This window comes from Lachnoclostridium sp. An196 (assembly GCF_002160135.1).
GTDB lineage: Bacteria > Bacillota > Clostridia > Lachnospirales > Lachnospiraceae > Hominiventricola > Hominiventricola avistercoris.
Genome location: NZ_NFJZ01000006.1, coordinates 195,929 through 210,285, shown reverse-complemented (window position 1 = coordinate 210,285; position 14,357 = coordinate 195,929). Strand labels below are relative to the sequence as shown.

Sequence of the window (14,357 nt, the reverse complement as noted above, 5' to 3'; positions counted from 1 at the left end):
CCGGTGGAGATCTCGGTGGATGCGTCCTGGGAGGCCGTGGACGGAGATTTTAAATTAGTGCATGTGTCTCCGGACGGGGCAGTTGCGACGCTGAAAGAAGAAGGCCGGGAGACTGTCATCCCCATTGAGATGGAGGCTGGCCGCAATGTAGTCAAAATGGTCGGCAGAGAAGCGAGACTGGAGAAACTGGATATTCAGTTTAAAGGATTGAACGCAGACGGAATCTCTGCGGTCTACAGTTCTGAGGAAGAAGAGGACTCTGTACATCTGACGGCGCGGATTGCCAGCGGAGACGCTACAAAGCAGGAATATTTTGAAGCGCTCCCAACGTTGGACGAGGAGGAAGCACTGGAAGGATTCCGGAGATTCCTGGAGCAAAAAACAGAGTTTTCAGACAGTGAATTACAGGAAATCTTTGTCTATATTGACGGGAAAAAGGCAGGAGACGCCCTGCTTCAGGCGATCCGTGAAGACGGCTATCCACATCCTCTGCAGGAGACGATCGACAATCTGATGGTATGGACGGATGACGATACGACGGCGGCGCTGGTAGAAGAACTGACAAAGGAAGAGTATTCTTTTAATCTGCTGGAAGATCTGCTGCTCTATCTGGACAGCGAGGCGGGGGAACAGTGCCTGGAACACTACTATGCGGTTGGAAACCGTCTGACATACAGTCAGTACAGCGATATTGAATATATGCTGGATGAAAATGTGAAGAATAAACTGAATGCGTGGATGCAGGAAGAATAATGACTGCAGGAACGCAGATCCGGTTTTCCCTGCCGGGGCCGGATCTGCGGCGGCGCTCAGCCTCCTGTTTTTCCTTTCCGGTACTGCAGGGGAGTCATTCCTGTTTTTTCACGGAACAGCTTCCCAAAGTAACTGGCGGAAGAAAATCCGCAGTCGTTGCTGATTTCCATGATTGTTCTGTCCGTTTCAAGAAGCAGCGCGGCGGCCTTTTGTATCCGATAGTTGTTCAGATATTTGAAAGGCGTGGTATTGATACAGCGCATAAAACAGCGCGTGCATTCCCGTTTGCCGATATTTGCCGCCCGCGCGATCACTTCCAGGCTGAGTTCCTCGGAATAATGCTCCTGCATATAATTAATGCAGAGTTTCACCCTCTCCATATCGGTATTTTTTCTCTTTTTGCTCCCGGCGCGCACAGACTCTGTTGCATGAAGAAGAAAACACCAAAATCTGGAGATTTCCCATCGGATTTCAAGTTCATACCCGAAAGGCTCTTTCTCAGCCAGTTCTGTTGCGCGCAGTAAAGAGACCAGCATCCCGACATTAGCCGTATCGACAGGTTTTACCTGATATGCATCGAGCGCTCCGCAGCTGATGATCGGCTGGATATATTTTGCAACGATCTGGTTATGATTCATGCCCGCCAGAAAGTTAATATCAAACAGGCAGGCGTGGAGGACGCAGGTCTCTTCTCCGACCTGACGGTAAGAGTGGAGAATCCCGGAATTAAAGAAAATGCAGTCGCCTTTTGACAGGCGTATTTCCCGGTCCGGCAGCCCCACGATTACGGAACCGTTCAGAATGAAATCGATTTCAAACGCACTGTGCCAGTGCCATGGGAAAAGTTCGCCGGGACCGATCCTGGTTTTCATACATAAAAAGGGAAAACCATTTTCGTCAAGGGAGAGCAGTTCCATATTGTTTGCGTCTGCCATGAAAAAATGGGTATTTATTATCATGAGATTTCCTCGTATATTCCTTTTCTTTCATAAATTTTAGTCTTTATATTTATATATGTCAATATGATATATGAAAATATAGCGATTTAAAGAAAATTATTCTGGTCTCTATTATGATATTACAAGTCTTTATAAGACTTTGCACGGATGCTGTTTTTGAATAAAATATAGTTACAGAAAGAGATAAAAAACAAGGATCTGATTATGAAGGAGGCGGCAATATGAAAATCAGGACAACGGAAGCTCTGAAGGCGTTTGAAAAGTCGGTTGAACAGTGCGCCGGCTCGGTCTACCTGAAATCTGTGAACGGGGAATGTTATGATCTGAAAAAAGAAGAGCTCCGCAGCCAGGGGATCCGTCGGCTCATGGAGGATGAAAAAGAAGAACTGGAATTGTTTGTATCTAACCGCTATGACAATATGATTATGCTGAGATTCTTTGTTGCGGCGGGAGAGGGCGTGTTTTAAACGGGATATAAGGATACCTTTCGTCATTTGATAAAAATGAAAAGAGCCTGGTGCAGATCACCAGGCTCTTTTCGTGTGCGGGCGATCCGGTTTGCAGCGGATCAGGCCGTTTATAACGCAGGTCAGGCCCTGAAAACTGCAGGTCAGGGCGGAAGGGATTGCACAGGATGAAAAAGCGGTTTATACTATGCGAAAGACGGCAGAAGAGGAGGAAGAGGGTTGAAGATCAGAATGGAAGAGGATCCGTCCGCGGAGGATCTGGAGATTACGATCCGGTGCAGGCAGACCAACGAACAGGTGATCCGGATCCTGGAAATGCTGCGGATGGCGGACCGCAAGCTGACCGGACATAAGGACCAGCAGACCTATCTTCTGGATGTGAGCCAGGTCCTTTATATTGATACGGTAGAAAAGAAGACGTTCCTGTATACGGAGACTGAGGTGTACGAGACTCCGCTGCGGCTCTATGAACTGGAGGAACGTCTGGAGAGCAGCGACTTTTTCCGGGCTTCCAAATCGCTGATCATCAATTTCAACCAGATTCAGTCTCTGAAACCGGAGTTTGGTGGAACCATGCAGGTGACGATGAGCAATGGGGAACGCCTTACGGTATCCCGCCAGTATGCAAAGTCAGTGAAAGAAAAACTGGGATGTCTGTAGGAGAGGAGGAGAAGATTTGAAACGTATATGGAGATTATACCGGGTACTGAAGCCGGTATGCATCGGCACATCGTATCTGTTTACTTCTATGACCATTCTGCTTCTGCTGCTGTATACGCTGTGCGGAAAAGAAGCGTATCTGCCGGTGGAAGCGGTCTGGATGCTGCTTTTGTTTTCCTTCGGAAGTTCTGCGCTGCAGAAACTGCTCCTGAACTCCCGTATGTCGGAGCGGTTCTGGTATCCGGCAAGGTTCGCCGTTTATCTCTGCCTTGCGGCAGCGCTTGCCTATGGATGTCTGTTTGTGCTGATGGCAGACCGCCTGCCCGTGTCGGGAAGGTACGCGGTCATTCCGATCCTGGCTGCCGGCATTCTCTGCTGCGGCGGTCTGGAACTCTTTAACCGGTACCGGATGCATATGTACAACACACTTCTGGAACAATATAAAAAGAGGAAGAAAATATGATCCAAAAAATCCGTATGATTTTTAACCGAACACAGAAGATCAAATTTGTGGTTCTGTTCTGTATGTTATTTGCAGGATCCGTGCTGGAACTGATGGGCGTCTCTCTGATCCTGCCCTTTGTACAGCTGGTCATGGACACAGACGGGACAGATAACGCGCTGTTTCAGTGGTTTGGAAGACTGGTGGGGGCAGAATCCCAGAGAGAACTTCTGATCTGGCTGGGACTGCTGCTGATCGCGGTTTATTTAATAAAGAACACCTATCTGCTGTTTGCGAAATATGTACAGCTCCGGTTCGTATTTAACAACCGGCTGGAGCTGTCGGGACGGCTGATGAGAAATTATATGAAGAAACCGTATCCGTTTCATCTGGAAAAGAATTCTTCAGAGATCCTGCGCAGTGTGACTTCCGATGTAAACAACCTGTATGAACTGGTGATGGATGTGATCGATCTGGTTTCCAACCTTCTGATCATCGCCATGCTGGCAGTGTATCTGCTGTATACGGACGTGGTAATCACTTTGGTGGTGGCGGCGCTGCTGGGACTGTGTTCTTATTTCTATTTTGCGATCATGCGGAAGCGTACTGTCGATTATGGAAAACAGAATCAGATTTACAATGGAAAGATGATTCAGGCGGTCAACCAGGCGTTGGGCGGAATCAAAGAGATCAAGGTTCTGGCGCGGGAGAATTATTTTGTCCGCGCTTATGAGGAAAATGGAAGATATTATGCGTCCAGCCTGAAAAAGAGCCAGTTTTACCGCAACGCGCCCAAATATTTGATCGAAACGGTCTGCGTCTGCGGCGTGCTGGCGACGATCCTGGTAAAACTACAGATGGGAGCCGACGTGCAGGAACTGGTTCCCCAGCTCTCGGTGTTCGCCATGGCCGCGTTCCGGCTGCTGCCGTCTGTGAACCAGGTGAATAATCTGCTGAACGGGATCCTGTTTCTGAAACCTTCTATTGACCGCATCTATGAAGATCTGCAGGAGGCGGGCGCGAAGAAAAACGAACGTCCGCCGGAGAGAGACTATAGACGGCTCCCGGCTGCGGATGCGGTCCGGTTTGAGCATGTGACATTCCGGTATCCCGGGACGGAGAAAGAAATATTGTCGGATCTGTCGGTGGAGCTGCCGCTGAAAAAATCCATAGGGTTCGTGGGAAGTTCCGGGGCGGGCAAGACCACGTTTATGGACCTGCTTCTGGGGTTGCTGAGCCCGGATCAGGGCAGGATCTGTTACGGAGACAGCGACATTCGCGACTATCCGGACGCCTGGGGGCATAAACTGGGATACATTCCCCAGAGCATTTATCTGGCAGACGATACGATCCGGCGGAATGTGGCGTTTGGCATCCCGGATTCGGAGATCTCGGAAGCGAAAGTGCGGCGCGCGCTGGAGGAAGCACAGCTTTTGGAGTTTGTGGACGGTCTGGACGACGGACTGGATACAATGGTGGGCGAGTCCGGAGTGCGTCTCTCCGGAGGACAGCGCCAGAGGATCGGGATCGCCAGAGCGCTGTACCAGCAGCCGGAGATCCTGGTGCTGGATGAGGCGACTTCCGCCCTGGATACAGAAACGGAGCAGGCGGTCATGGAGGCGGTGGAACGCTTCCGGGGGCGGTGCACGCTGCTGATGATCGCGCACCGGACGAGTACGCTGGAGAACTGTGATCAGATTTACCGTCTGGAAGACGGGAAGTTATACAGAACCGCTTGACTTTCTTCTATGGGAAGTCTATAATGAAATCGTGCAGAAGATGCTGTGTCAAGTGCGCGCCGTCAGGCGTGAAGAGGGAATCAGGTGAGAATCCTGAACGATCCGGTCACTGTATTCGGAGAGCCCGCTCTCGATATCCCATTGCATAACCCTGATACATGTGAGAAGGGGAGAGCGAGCGTCAGATCCGTAAGCCAGGAAACCTGCTTGGCATATGAGATGAGCTCCCGAGGAGAGCTTTCCATCCAACAGAGGGGATGAATGGCGCATCCTTTCTTGAATTGTCGGCTGGTGGGTGAAGGCGGCTTTTTCTATTGGAAATCTCAGGAGATATGCACAAGATAAACCCTGGTGTCCATACGGCAGATCCTCCATAAAAAAGACATCCGTATGGGAATGGCACTCCAGGGCAATAAAAAACTCCTCCGGGCGCAGGTTCCTGAACCTCCTGCCTCCCGGGGGAGTTTTTTATGTGGCGCGTCTGGCGGCGCATGTATTCAAAGATAAGAGGTGGAAGTATGTTAAAAGCAATTTTTATGGATTATTATGGAACGGCAGTGTATGAAAATGGGCCTATTTCGGTAGAAGTGGTAAAAAGGGTTTATAAAAGCGGCAATGCGCAGTCGCCGGAGGAGGTATTCCGCTGCTGGTGGAAAATCTTCAAAGAGAGGCTGGGAGAGGTGAATGGGGAAAATTTTCATACACAGCACGAAGGTATGAAGATGCGGCTGAATTTTTAGAGCAGATTACACTACCGGTCTATTTTGTGACCAACAGTGATGACCGGTATATTTATGAATCTATGGAAAAAACGGCATCCACCCGGCCGGAGTGTTCACCAGTGAACAGGCAAAATATTCAAAACCGAGAAAAGAGATCTTCCAGTACGCGCTTGATAAAATCGGTTTGAAGCCGGAAGAGGTGATTCATATAGGCGATTCCCTGGAAAGCGATGTAAAATGTCCCGGACAGGCGGGAATAAAAAGCATTTGGCTGAACAGAGAGGGAAAAGCAGTTCCGGATGGAGTGGAAGAAGCGGAAAATCTGATGGAGGCGCTGAGAAAGATCAGGGAGACGGTAAATATATAATTAACGAATCGTCGGTTGTTGTGTTGCCCGCCGGAATGTTGAAACTGTTCCGGCGGGATTTCCGCACATTTTCATAGTGATTATTTTGCATTGAGTTTTACAATCAGTGCTTCTTGAAGAACCTGAGAGAAATTCAGCCCGGCATTACAGGCGGCTTCATTCAGCCATTCTGGAATGCTCAGAGTTTTCTTTACCGCTCTGGATTTTGTCCGTTTCAAATAAGCCAGCATGTCAAATTCAACAATTACAATTTTTTCTTTTTCAGAGACTGACAATTGATGGAAGTCAGTAGGAACAGGAATCTTTTCTTTTTCCTGTTCACGGGAAGTTATGGCCAGGCCAAGAGCTTCAACTGCCATACGGTAAGCGTGAGACATATCGTCACCTTCAGAAAAACACTCTGGAAAATCTGGAAAAGAAATCCAGAATCCGCCTTCTTCCGCTTCATGGAAAATTGCCGGATAAAAGATTTTATCCATAAAATAACACCTCCTATTTTAGCCCTGCTTGTTTTAGTTGATTATTTCGAAACCGTGTTTTTTCAGAAGACGAATCATCTCCTGCGGCGTCATTGGCATATACAGGCTCCTTTCCTGCTGTAACTATATAATAATACGTAATAATACGTATGTCAATTGACTGCAAATATTATATAGAAAGCAAATAGAATATAATTTAGGGGAACTTCTGGTGAGATACCGAAAACTGCACTGAACGGTGCATATTGATCATATCGTTGAACAAGAAGATTTTCAAGAGAGATTTAGAAAAATAGAAAAGCGGAACAGCGGATGAAGGTTAATCTTCATCCGCCATCCGGTATCCCACGCCCACTTCTGTGAAGATATAGACGGGCTCTGCCGGGTTCGGCTCCAGCTTCCGCCGGATATTTGCCATATTGACGCGAAGGATCGTATTGTCATTTTCTGAGTACGGTCCCCAGATGTGTTCGATCAGGCGGTCGTAGGTGAGAACCCTGCCGCAGTTTCTGGCGAGAAGCGCCACAATTTTGTATTCATTCTGAGTCAGATGAATCTCTTTTCCATCTCTGGAAACGATCCTTTTTTCAAAATCGATCATAAGTCCTTTGGAACGGTAAGGGCGGTCGGCCAGCTCGCCGTCCGTCTGCATCCGGCTGCTGTGGCGCAGTGCCGTACGGATTCTGGCGAGAAGTTCGGAATTACCGAACGGCTTGGTGATATAATCGTCCGCTCCGGCATCCAATGCCAGTACCTTGTCGTCTTCCAGCGCGCGTGCGGAAATTACCAGGATCGGAACGCTGGACCATTCTCTGATTTTTGAGATGACCTCCATACCGTCGATGTCCGGAAGCCCCAGATCCAAAAGGATCAGATCCGGGCACTGGGAGGAAGCCAGGGACAGGCCTTCCGTGCCTGTGGCGGCAGGGATCACCTGATAGTGCTGGGAAGAGAGGACTGAAGTGATAAAGCTGAGAATATTTTTTTCATCTTCAATGACGAGGATTTTGACCGTCTGATTCATGATGGAGTTCCTCCTTTGGCAGTGTAAAATAAAATTCGGCTCCGTCCGGATGGCTGACCGCATGGATGCTTCCGCCGTGGGCGTTTATGATTGCTTTGCAGATGGACAGTCCGATTCCCATTCCTTTGCGTGTGTCGGAAGCAGAGGAAGGAGAAGACGGGGCGGCGTCAAAGATATCGTCTGTATGTTCTTTTGGAATGCCGATTCCGTAGTCCCGGATGTGTACACTGGCAGATTCAGCCGAGGAACGCAGAAAACATTCCACCGGTTTCTGGCTGTGGGCATGGAAATAAGCGTTTTCCAGCAGATTCATGATCACCTGTTTGATCAGCAGCGGATCCATGGGAACGATCAGCAGCTCATCCGGAAGAGACATGTGTATCTGCATGGAAGGATAACGTTTTCGTATCGTAGAGATGGCGTCTAAAAGAACTTCTTCCATGACCTCCGGATTCTTTTTCAAGGTATTGGCGCCGCTGTCGGTGATACGCGTAACAGACAGCAGATTTTCCACCATATGAAGCAGCCAGTCCGCGTCTTCGGAGATCTGAGAGACAAGTCTGCGTTTTTCTTCTGCGGAAAGAGTCTCTTCGTTATCCAGATAAGAGGAGCTGGCGCCAATGATGCTGGTCAGCGGCGTGCGCAGATCGTGGGATACCGCCCGGAGCAGGTTGGCCCGCAGTTTTTCTTTCTCGGCTTCCATGATCAGGTCTTCATCATCTTTGATCCGTCTTGCCTGTTCTTTCAGACGGAAGGTGGTGGCGCTGGTCAGAATGGAAATAAAGTACATAAAGAGAAAAGTAAGCGGATATCCGGATACGGCAAAATTAAATACAAAAAAAGGATAAGTAAACAGGTTGATAAAAAAAACGCTGCAGATGGCCGCCAGGATCCCGTAACGGTATTTGTCCGTATGATAGGAGATCAGAATCACTGTCAAGATATATATCAGCGCAATATTGGCTGTCCCGGCGGGATTGATCCGATGATAGATAAGAGACAGGACAGTGGCGGCTGCCATGGCGCTGACGGTGATCAGTCTGCTTACATGAGTGTTGTATGTGTGGGTCTGAGAAATAATGTCTACGAAACGGGTAAACCGGTTCCAGATAAAGTGTATCAAGTTACTCCTCCTCCTATACTAAACGATCAGCATTTTGCGCCGATGCTCGTTCTGATACGGTATACCGTGAACAAGAGAGCGGACAGACTCGTAAAGCCGGTCGGGGTAGAAAGTATGCTCCGGAAGACCGCTTCCTGAAAGGCCGGTAAGCAGCGGAAGCCGGCCATGGGTGCTCAACAGATTCAGAAGAACTTTCGCTTCTTTCTGCAGACCAAGTACCCGCAGATGATCCGCACGTCGGTACTGCCGAATATCCAGAAGGATATGCAGGAGCGCCCGGTTGACTGCGGTACGGGTCAGGTTCCGGGATTTCAGAAGCTCCGCAAAATCACTGAAGGAAGTAAATTCATCCAGGCGGTTCCAGATCCGGTTGGACAGTTCTTCCGGCACATCGAAAAAAGAATTCAGAGATGTTCCCTGGATGCTTCGCAGTCTTTGCAGAAGCAGAAGCGAGAAGGCGTCCTCCGTGAGGGGCGTTTTCCCTTCGTAAGAGTGATAAATGCCAGGGGAAGGAAGCTGCGCCTGTATCATCTCAGTGAAAGTTCCTTTGCTGTGAATCAATTCCCTGCGGATAGCTCCGGCGGAGGCATAATATCCTTTTTCCATGGTCAGTTCATGGTATCCGCCTCCTTCTCTGGCTATCGTGTGAGGGCGGATGCTGCTTTTTCTTCTCTTCAGAGCTTTCAGGTATTCGATGCCCAGCAGATTATTTGGAGAGGACAGCATATCGGAAGACACAGAAGGAAGAGCTTCCTGCAGCGACGTGGCTCTTGCCAGGGGAAAGGAGATGCCCGTTCGCAGGTGCTGCCGCAGAAGAGAACGGTATTCTTCCGGTTCATCGGCCAGCAGAGCTGCCGCCTCGGCAAGCGGCTCCAGGTCTCCGCACTCGCTGCCGAAACAGAGATCAGTGACGATGCCGGTCTGCATGAACAGGTCTACGGCTCCGTCGGAGAAATATTCCGCGCTTCCGCAGGCGGCGCAGAGAGGAAGCTCCAGTACCAGATCGGCGCCGCCTCGCAGAGCCGCCTCCGCCCGCGTATATTTGTCGAACATGGCGGGGACGCCCCTCTGAACATAGTTTCCGCTCATGGCGACGATAACAAAGTCTGCTCCGGTGATTTCCCGTGCGCGGGACAGATGATATGCATGGCCGCGGTGGAACGGATTGTATTCTGCGATGATGCCGGTGATGGTCATGGAAGTTTCCTTTCCTAAAAATAGACTGGGGAGGAGATGAGGCGGGAAGATCGATTCCGCTGCGCTTCATCTCGCTCAGGGGCATTCGCCGTATGGAAACGGGAGCTTTTAAGTATTTTGGCTGCGCACGCGCTTTTCCCGGAACGCAGAATGCGTTCCGGGATGGATGGCTGATGCCATCCGTCAGGGGTAATGGCAATAACCTTATACAAGCAAGCTTGTAACGGTTTTTGCCATTACCCCTGAGCGCGGGCGCGGGGAGTGTCCGAAAAGCGGACGGGGGAACTACATCCGCTCCCGTTTCCGCATGGCGAATTGGAACGTGGACATTATACCACAAATGTGCTAGAATTGTCAGGGTGAACGGAGAAGAAAGAGAGCAACATGGGTAAATCTTTATATATTGCGGAAAAACCCAGCGTGGCGCAGGAATTTGCGAAGGCGCTGAAGCTGGGGGTGAGAAGGCAGGACGGTTATCTGGAATCGGAGGAAGCGATTGTAACCTGGTGCGTGGGACATCTGGTAACCATGAGTTATCCGGAAGCGTACGACGAAAAATATAAGAAATGGTCGCTGGATACGCTGCCGTTTCTGCCCAAAGAATGGAAATATGAAGTGATTGACGGCGTGAAAAAGCAGTATCAGATCGTCAGCGGGCTTCTGAACCGTCAGGACGTGGACTGTATCTTTGTGTGCACCGACTCCGGGCGGGAGGGAGAGTACATTTACCGTCTGGTGGAGCAGATGGCGGGTGTAAAAGGAAAACAGCGCCGCCGGGTATGGATCGATTCCCAGACGGAAGAAGAGATTCTGAGGGGCATCCGGGAAGCGAAGGATCTGTCGGAATATGACAACCTGTCGGCTTCCGCGTATCTGCGCGCCAAAGAAGATTATCTGATGGGGATCAACTTTTCCAGGCTTTTGACGCTGCAGTACGGGCGTGCGATATCCAGCTTTCAAAATACCAAATACACGGTGATTTCCGTGGGCCGGGTTATGACCTGCGTCCTGGGTATGGTGGTGCGCAGGGAGCGGGAGATCCGAAACTTTGTGAAGACGCCGTTTTACCGGGTGCTTCTGTCCCAGGAACTGGCGGGAAAAACTTTTGATGGTGAATGGCGCGCGGTGGAGGGAAGCGCGTATTATCAGTCTCCGCTCCTGTACAAAGAAAACGGATTTAAAAAGAAGGAAGATGCGGAGGAGCTGATCCGCAGGCTGAAAGAGATCCGCCCCAGGGAGGCGAGTGTGGTTTCTGCGGAGAAAAAGAAGGAGACGAGATATGCGCCTCTGCTTTTCAATCTTGCAGAACTTCAGAACGAGTGCTCACGGAGATTCAAGATCAGTCCGGATGAGACCCTGAGGATTGTGCAGGAACTGTATGAGAAGAAACTGGTGACTTATCCCAGGACGGACGCCAGGGTGCTTTCCAGTGCAGTGGCCAAGGAGATCCGGAAAAACATAAGCGGCCTTGCCCAGTACGGTCCGGCGGCGGAATATGTCCGGGAGATTCTGGAGAAAGAAAGTTACAAGTCCATCGGAAAAAGCCGTTACACCAACGATAAGCAGATCACCGACCATTATGCGATTATTCCCACGGGACAGGGGCTCGGGGCGCTGAAAAGTCTCAGCGGTACGGCAGGACAGGTGTACGAAACGATTGTCCGGCGCTTTCTCGCCGTTTTTTATCCTCCGGCAGTCTACCAGAAGGTGGCGTTGACTACGCAGATGGGAACAGAGAAATTTTTCTCCAGTTTCCGGGCGCTGCAGGAGGAAGGATATCTGAAGGTTACGCCGAATATGAATGAAAAGAAGAAAAAAGACGGCGATGATAAGGAAGAAGAGACCGGCTGTGATGCCACGATGCTGGAAGCGCTTATGAAGCTTAGGAAAGGTACGGCGCTCCCGGTGAAAGGAGCGAAGATCAAGGAAGGAGAGACTTCTCCGCCGAAGCGCTACAACTCCGGTTCCATGATTCTGGCCATGGAGAACGCAGGACAGCTGATCGAGGACGAGGATCTTCGGGCCCAGATCAAGGGAAGCGGGATCGGCACCAGCGCCACGCGGGCGGAGATCCTGAAAAAACTGGTCAATAATAAATACATAGCTTTGAACAAAAAGACACAGATCATTACGCCTACCCTTCTGGGGGAAAATATCTTTGACGTGGTAAACGTATCCATCCGGTCGCTTCTGAATCCGGAACTCACAGCCAGCTGGGAAAAAGGGTTGACTTATGTGGCGAACGGGGAGATCACTTCGGATGAGTACATGGGAAAACTGGAACATTTTGTGAGAAGCAAAACGGAGCAGGTGCTGCACAGCAGGCAGCATTTTGCCATGAGGCCGTATTTTGAGGCGGCCGCCGTTTATTATAAGAAAACAACCAAAAAGGAGACTGACACATGAGCAAGATAACGATTCATGACCTGTATGACCTGAATGAGACGATTGCGGCGGATCTTTTTGAAGGGCTGACCTATCCCTGGGAAGCGCTGCCGAAGATCGGAGCGTTTATCCTGAAGCTTGGGGAAACTCTTGATCCGGAGGAATATGAAAAAAGAGGCGAAGATGTGTGGGTGGCCCGATCCGCGAAAGTAGCGCCGACGGCCTATATCCATGGACCGGCCATCATCGGAAAGGATGCGGAAGTACGCCACTGCGCCTTCATCCGCGGCAACGCCCTGGTGGGGGAAGGCGCTGTGGTGGGCAATTCCACGGAGCTGAAAAATGTGGTCCTGTTCAATAAGGTGCAGGTGCCTCATTACAATTATGTGGGAGATTCTATCCTGGGTTATAAAGCGCATATGGGAGCCGGTTCCATCACCTCTAATGTAAAATCTGATAAAAAACTGGTGAAGGTACACACGCCGGAAGGAGATATTGAGACCGGAATCAAAAAGTTCGGCGCTATGGTGGGCGACAATGTGGAAGTGGGCTGCGGCTCTATTCTGAACCCGGGCACGGTGGTAGGCCGGGAGAGCAATATTTATCCGCTGTCTTCTGTGCGCGGCGTAGTGCCGGAAAGATCCATCTACAAGAGACAGGGAGAAATTGCGGAAAAATATGAAAACTAGGACTGGAATCACAGAAAGCGCGCTGAAATGGGCGGCGATCATCCTGATGGCCATTGATCATATCGGGGCGGGTATTCTGGAGAATTTTGTGCTGAATATCTGGGGAAGATCTCCGATGGGATACCATTTTGCGGAACAGTGGGAAACGATTTTCGCAGTGGACGGCGTACTCCGGATGATCGGCCGGCCGGCGTTTCCGATCTTCTGTTTTCTGCTTGTGGAAGGATTCTGCCACACCCATGATGTGAAGAAATATGCGGTGCGTCTGGGGATTTTTGCCCTGGTCAGCGAAATCCCGTTTGATCTGGCGCTGTGGAATCAGGTGCCTGACTGGCAGTACCAGAATGTATTTTTCACGCTGCTGATCGGACTTCTGGCGATGCTGGCGGTCCGCAGGTACGGGACGAGCACAGCCTTGAAGGTGCTGATCCTGGCGGCAGGAGCCGTGCTGGCGGAATTTCTTCACACAGATTACGGAGCGTTCGGCGTGCTGTTTATCGGAATTCTGTACCTGCTGCGGGACAATCGGAAATGGCAGTGCATCGTGGGAGCCGCGTGCTGCTTGTGGGAGCTTACGGCTCCGCTGGCATTTCTGCTGATCTGGAGATATAATGGAGAAAGAGGCCGTCAGCCCAGATGGCTGTTTTACTGGTTTTACCCGGCGCATCTGCTGCTGTATTATGTGATCGGCGCCTGGATACTTCCGGCGGTACTGGGGATCGGCTGACAGAAGAAAGAAGGAGAATGCATATGGAGACGAAAGTGACGAGGGAGCAGGCGCTTGCTCTGCTGAAAAAATATAATCAGGAGCCGTTTCACATCCAGCATGCGCTGACGGTGGAAGCGGTGATGCGCTGGTATGCGAAAGAACTGGGATACGGAGATGAAGATTTCTGGGGACTCTGCGGGCTTCTCCATGATGTGGACTATGAAAAATATCCGGAAGAGCACTGCCGGAAAGCGCCGGAACTGCTGGCGGAGATTGATGCGGAGGACGCTCTGGTGCATGCAGTCTGCAGCCATGGATATGGGATCTGCAGCGACATGAAGCCGGAGCATGAGATGGAAAAAGTATTGTTCGCTGCGGATGAGCTGACGGGTCTGATCGGCGCGGCGGCCAGGATGCGTCCCTCCAGGAGCTGCACCGATATGGAATTGTCCAGCCTGAAAAAGAAATTCAAAGACAAGAGGTTTGCTGCGGGATGCTCCAGGGATATCATACGTACCGGAGCGGAACAGCTCGGCTGGGAGCTGGACCGTCTCCTCGATATGACGCTGAGCGCCATGAAGGCCACCGAGACAGAGATTGAAGAGCAGATGAGATAAGACGGTCCCTGCGGGCATACGGGAG

The 14,357-nt window shown here is 50.6% G+C and carries 16 protein-coding genes and 1 riboswitch; of the genes, 11 read left to right on the top strand and 5 right to left on the bottom strand.

Annotation, left to right across the window (positions count from 1 at the left end; genetic code table 11):
• On the top strand, positions 1-753 hold a 753-nt coding region (locus tag B5F29_RS16430; RefSeq protein ID WP_162608397.1), incomplete at its 5' end, for a hypothetical protein.
• 56 nt (positions 754-809) lie between these two features.
• Here the strand turns inward: B5F29_RS16430 and B5F29_RS09195 are convergent.
• Complete coding sequence (locus tag B5F29_RS09195) at positions 810-1,712, bottom strand: AraC family transcriptional regulator (RefSeq protein WP_087154323.1); 903 nt, start codon at positions 1,710-1,712, stop codon at positions 810-812.
• 221 nt (positions 1,713-1,933) lie between these two features.
• Between B5F29_RS09195 and B5F29_RS09190 the strand changes: the two genes are divergently transcribed.
• From B5F29_RS09190 to B5F29_RS09165, 6 genes are all read left to right on the top strand, one after another.
• Positions 1,934-2,179, top strand: coding sequence for a hypothetical protein (locus B5F29_RS09190; protein WP_087154322.1), 246 nt, complete (start codon positions 1,934-1,936; stop codon positions 2,177-2,179).
• A 219-nt stretch (positions 2,180-2,398) separates the two neighbouring features.
• Entirely contained in the window at positions 2,399-2,839 is a 441-nt protein-coding gene (locus B5F29_RS09185) for a LytTR family transcriptional regulator DNA-binding domain-containing protein (RefSeq protein WP_087154321.1), read from the top strand.
• Between the two features lie 16 nt (positions 2,840-2,855).
• Positions 2,856-3,302, top strand: a complete 447-nt coding sequence (locus tag B5F29_RS09180; protein ID WP_087154320.1) for a hypothetical protein — start codon at positions 2,856-2,858, stop codon at positions 3,300-3,302.
• Entirely contained in the window at positions 3,299-5,020 is a 1,722-nt protein-coding gene (locus B5F29_RS09175) for an ABC transporter ATP-binding protein (RefSeq protein WP_087154319.1), read from the top strand. The genes B5F29_RS09180 and B5F29_RS09175 overlap by 4 nt, the downstream gene beginning before the upstream one ends.
• Before the next feature lie 33 nt (positions 5,021-5,053).
• Positions 5,054-5,245, top strand: a riboswitch (cobalamin riboswitch).
• A gap of 293 nt (positions 5,246-5,538) precedes the next feature.
• The gene (locus B5F29_RS09170; RefSeq protein ID WP_087154318.1) at positions 5,539-5,760 is read left to right on the top strand and encodes a hypothetical protein; all 222 of its coding nucleotides are present in this window, start codon (positions 5,539-5,541) and stop codon (positions 5,758-5,760) included.
• Between the two features lie 91 nt (positions 5,761-5,851).
• Positions 5,852-6,109, top strand: a complete 258-nt coding sequence (locus B5F29_RS09165; RefSeq protein WP_162608396.1) for an HAD family hydrolase — start codon at positions 5,852-5,854, stop codon at positions 6,107-6,109.
• Between the two features lie 80 nt (positions 6,110-6,189).
• Here the strand turns inward: B5F29_RS09165 and B5F29_RS09160 are convergent, their stop codons facing one another.
• The 4 genes from B5F29_RS09160 to B5F29_RS09145 form a co-directional block, all read right to left on the bottom strand.
• Positions 6,190-6,588 carry a type II toxin-antitoxin system HicB family antitoxin gene (locus B5F29_RS09160; RefSeq protein ID WP_087154316.1) on the bottom strand — a complete coding sequence of 133 codons (399 nt, stop codon included), beginning with the start codon at positions 6,586-6,588 and terminating at the stop codon, positions 6,190-6,192.
• Positions 6,589-6,907: 319 nt separating this feature from the next.
• Complete coding sequence (locus B5F29_RS09155; RefSeq protein ID WP_087154315.1) at positions 6,908-7,612, bottom strand: response regulator; 705 nt, start codon at positions 7,610-7,612, stop codon at positions 6,908-6,910.
• Positions 7,581-8,735 carry a sensor histidine kinase gene (locus tag B5F29_RS09150; protein ID WP_242955621.1) on the bottom strand — a complete coding sequence of 385 codons (1,155 nt, stop codon included), beginning with the start codon at positions 8,733-8,735 and terminating at the stop codon, positions 7,581-7,583. Before B5F29_RS09150 ends, B5F29_RS09155 begins: the two co-directional genes overlap by 32 nt.
• 18 nt (positions 8,736-8,753) lie before the next feature.
• Positions 8,754-9,932: a tRNA(Met) cytidine acetate ligase gene (locus B5F29_RS09145; RefSeq protein ID WP_087154314.1), complete on the bottom strand. Its 1,179-nt coding sequence runs from the start codon at positions 9,930-9,932 to the stop codon at positions 8,754-8,756.
• Between the two features lie 384 nt (positions 9,933-10,316).
• On the opposite strand from B5F29_RS09145, the gene B5F29_RS09140 reads away from it, so the two are divergent.
• From B5F29_RS09140 to B5F29_RS09125, 4 genes are read left to right on the top strand one after another with little or no spacing between them, the layout of a single operon-like run.
• Positions 10,317-12,338 carry a DNA topoisomerase gene (locus B5F29_RS09140; protein ID WP_087154313.1) on the top strand — a complete coding sequence of 674 codons (2,022 nt, stop codon included), beginning with the start codon at positions 10,317-10,319 and terminating at the stop codon, positions 12,336-12,338.
• Positions 12,335-13,006, top strand: coding sequence for an acyltransferase (locus tag B5F29_RS09135; protein WP_087154312.1), 672 nt, complete (start codon positions 12,335-12,337; stop codon positions 13,004-13,006). The genes B5F29_RS09140 and B5F29_RS09135 overlap by 4 nt, the downstream gene beginning before the upstream one ends.
• A complete protein-coding gene (locus tag B5F29_RS09130; protein WP_087154311.1) occupies positions 12,996-13,733 on the top strand; it encodes a TraX family protein in 738 nt (245 codons plus the stop codon). Before B5F29_RS09135 ends, B5F29_RS09130 begins: the two co-directional genes overlap by 11 nt.
• Positions 13,734-13,756: 23 nt before the next feature.
• Complete coding sequence (locus B5F29_RS09125) at positions 13,757-14,332, top strand: HDIG domain-containing metalloprotein (RefSeq protein ID WP_087154310.1); 576 nt, start codon at positions 13,757-13,759, stop codon at positions 14,330-14,332.
• Positions 14,333-14,357: the final 25 nt, after the last annotated feature.

Excerpts from the sequence above, each read along its gene's own strand:
- B5F29_RS09175 (WP_087154319.1), top strand. The coding sequence starts at position 3,299 with ATGATCCAAAAAATCCGTATGATTTTTAACCGAACACAGAAGATCAAA.
- B5F29_RS09170 (WP_087154318.1), top strand. The coding sequence starts at position 5,539 with ATGTTAAAAGCAATTTTTATGGATTATTATGGAACGGCAGTGTATGAA.
- B5F29_RS09125 (WP_087154310.1), top strand. The coding sequence starts at position 13,757 with ATGGAGACGAAAGTGACGAGGGAGCAGGCGCTTGCTCTGCTGAAAAAA.
- B5F29_RS09155 (WP_087154315.1), bottom strand. The coding sequence starts at position 7,612 with ATGAATCAGACGGTCAAAATCCTCGTCATTGAAGATGAAAAAAATATT.
- B5F29_RS09140 (WP_087154313.1), top strand. The coding sequence starts at position 10,317 with ATGGGTAAATCTTTATATATTGCGGAAAAACCCAGCGTGGCGCAGGAA.
- B5F29_RS09190 (WP_087154322.1), top strand. The coding sequence starts at position 1,934 with ATGAAAATCAGGACAACGGAAGCTCTGAAGGCGTTTGAAAAGTCGGTT.
- B5F29_RS09135 (WP_087154312.1), top strand. The coding sequence starts at position 12,335 with ATGAGCAAGATAACGATTCATGACCTGTATGACCTGAATGAGACGATT.
- B5F29_RS09145 (WP_087154314.1), bottom strand. The coding sequence starts at position 9,932 with ATGACCATCACCGGCATCATCGCAGAATACAATCCGTTCCACCGCGGC.
- B5F29_RS09195 (WP_087154323.1), bottom strand. The coding sequence starts at position 1,712 with ATGATAATAAATACCCATTTTTTCATGGCAGACGCAAACAATATGGAA.
- B5F29_RS09130 (WP_087154311.1), top strand. The coding sequence starts at position 12,996 with ATGAAAACTAGGACTGGAATCACAGAAAGCGCGCTGAAATGGGCGGCG.
- B5F29_RS09160 (WP_087154316.1), bottom strand. The coding sequence starts at position 6,588 with ATGGATAAAATCTTTTATCCGGCAATTTTCCATGAAGCGGAAGAAGGC.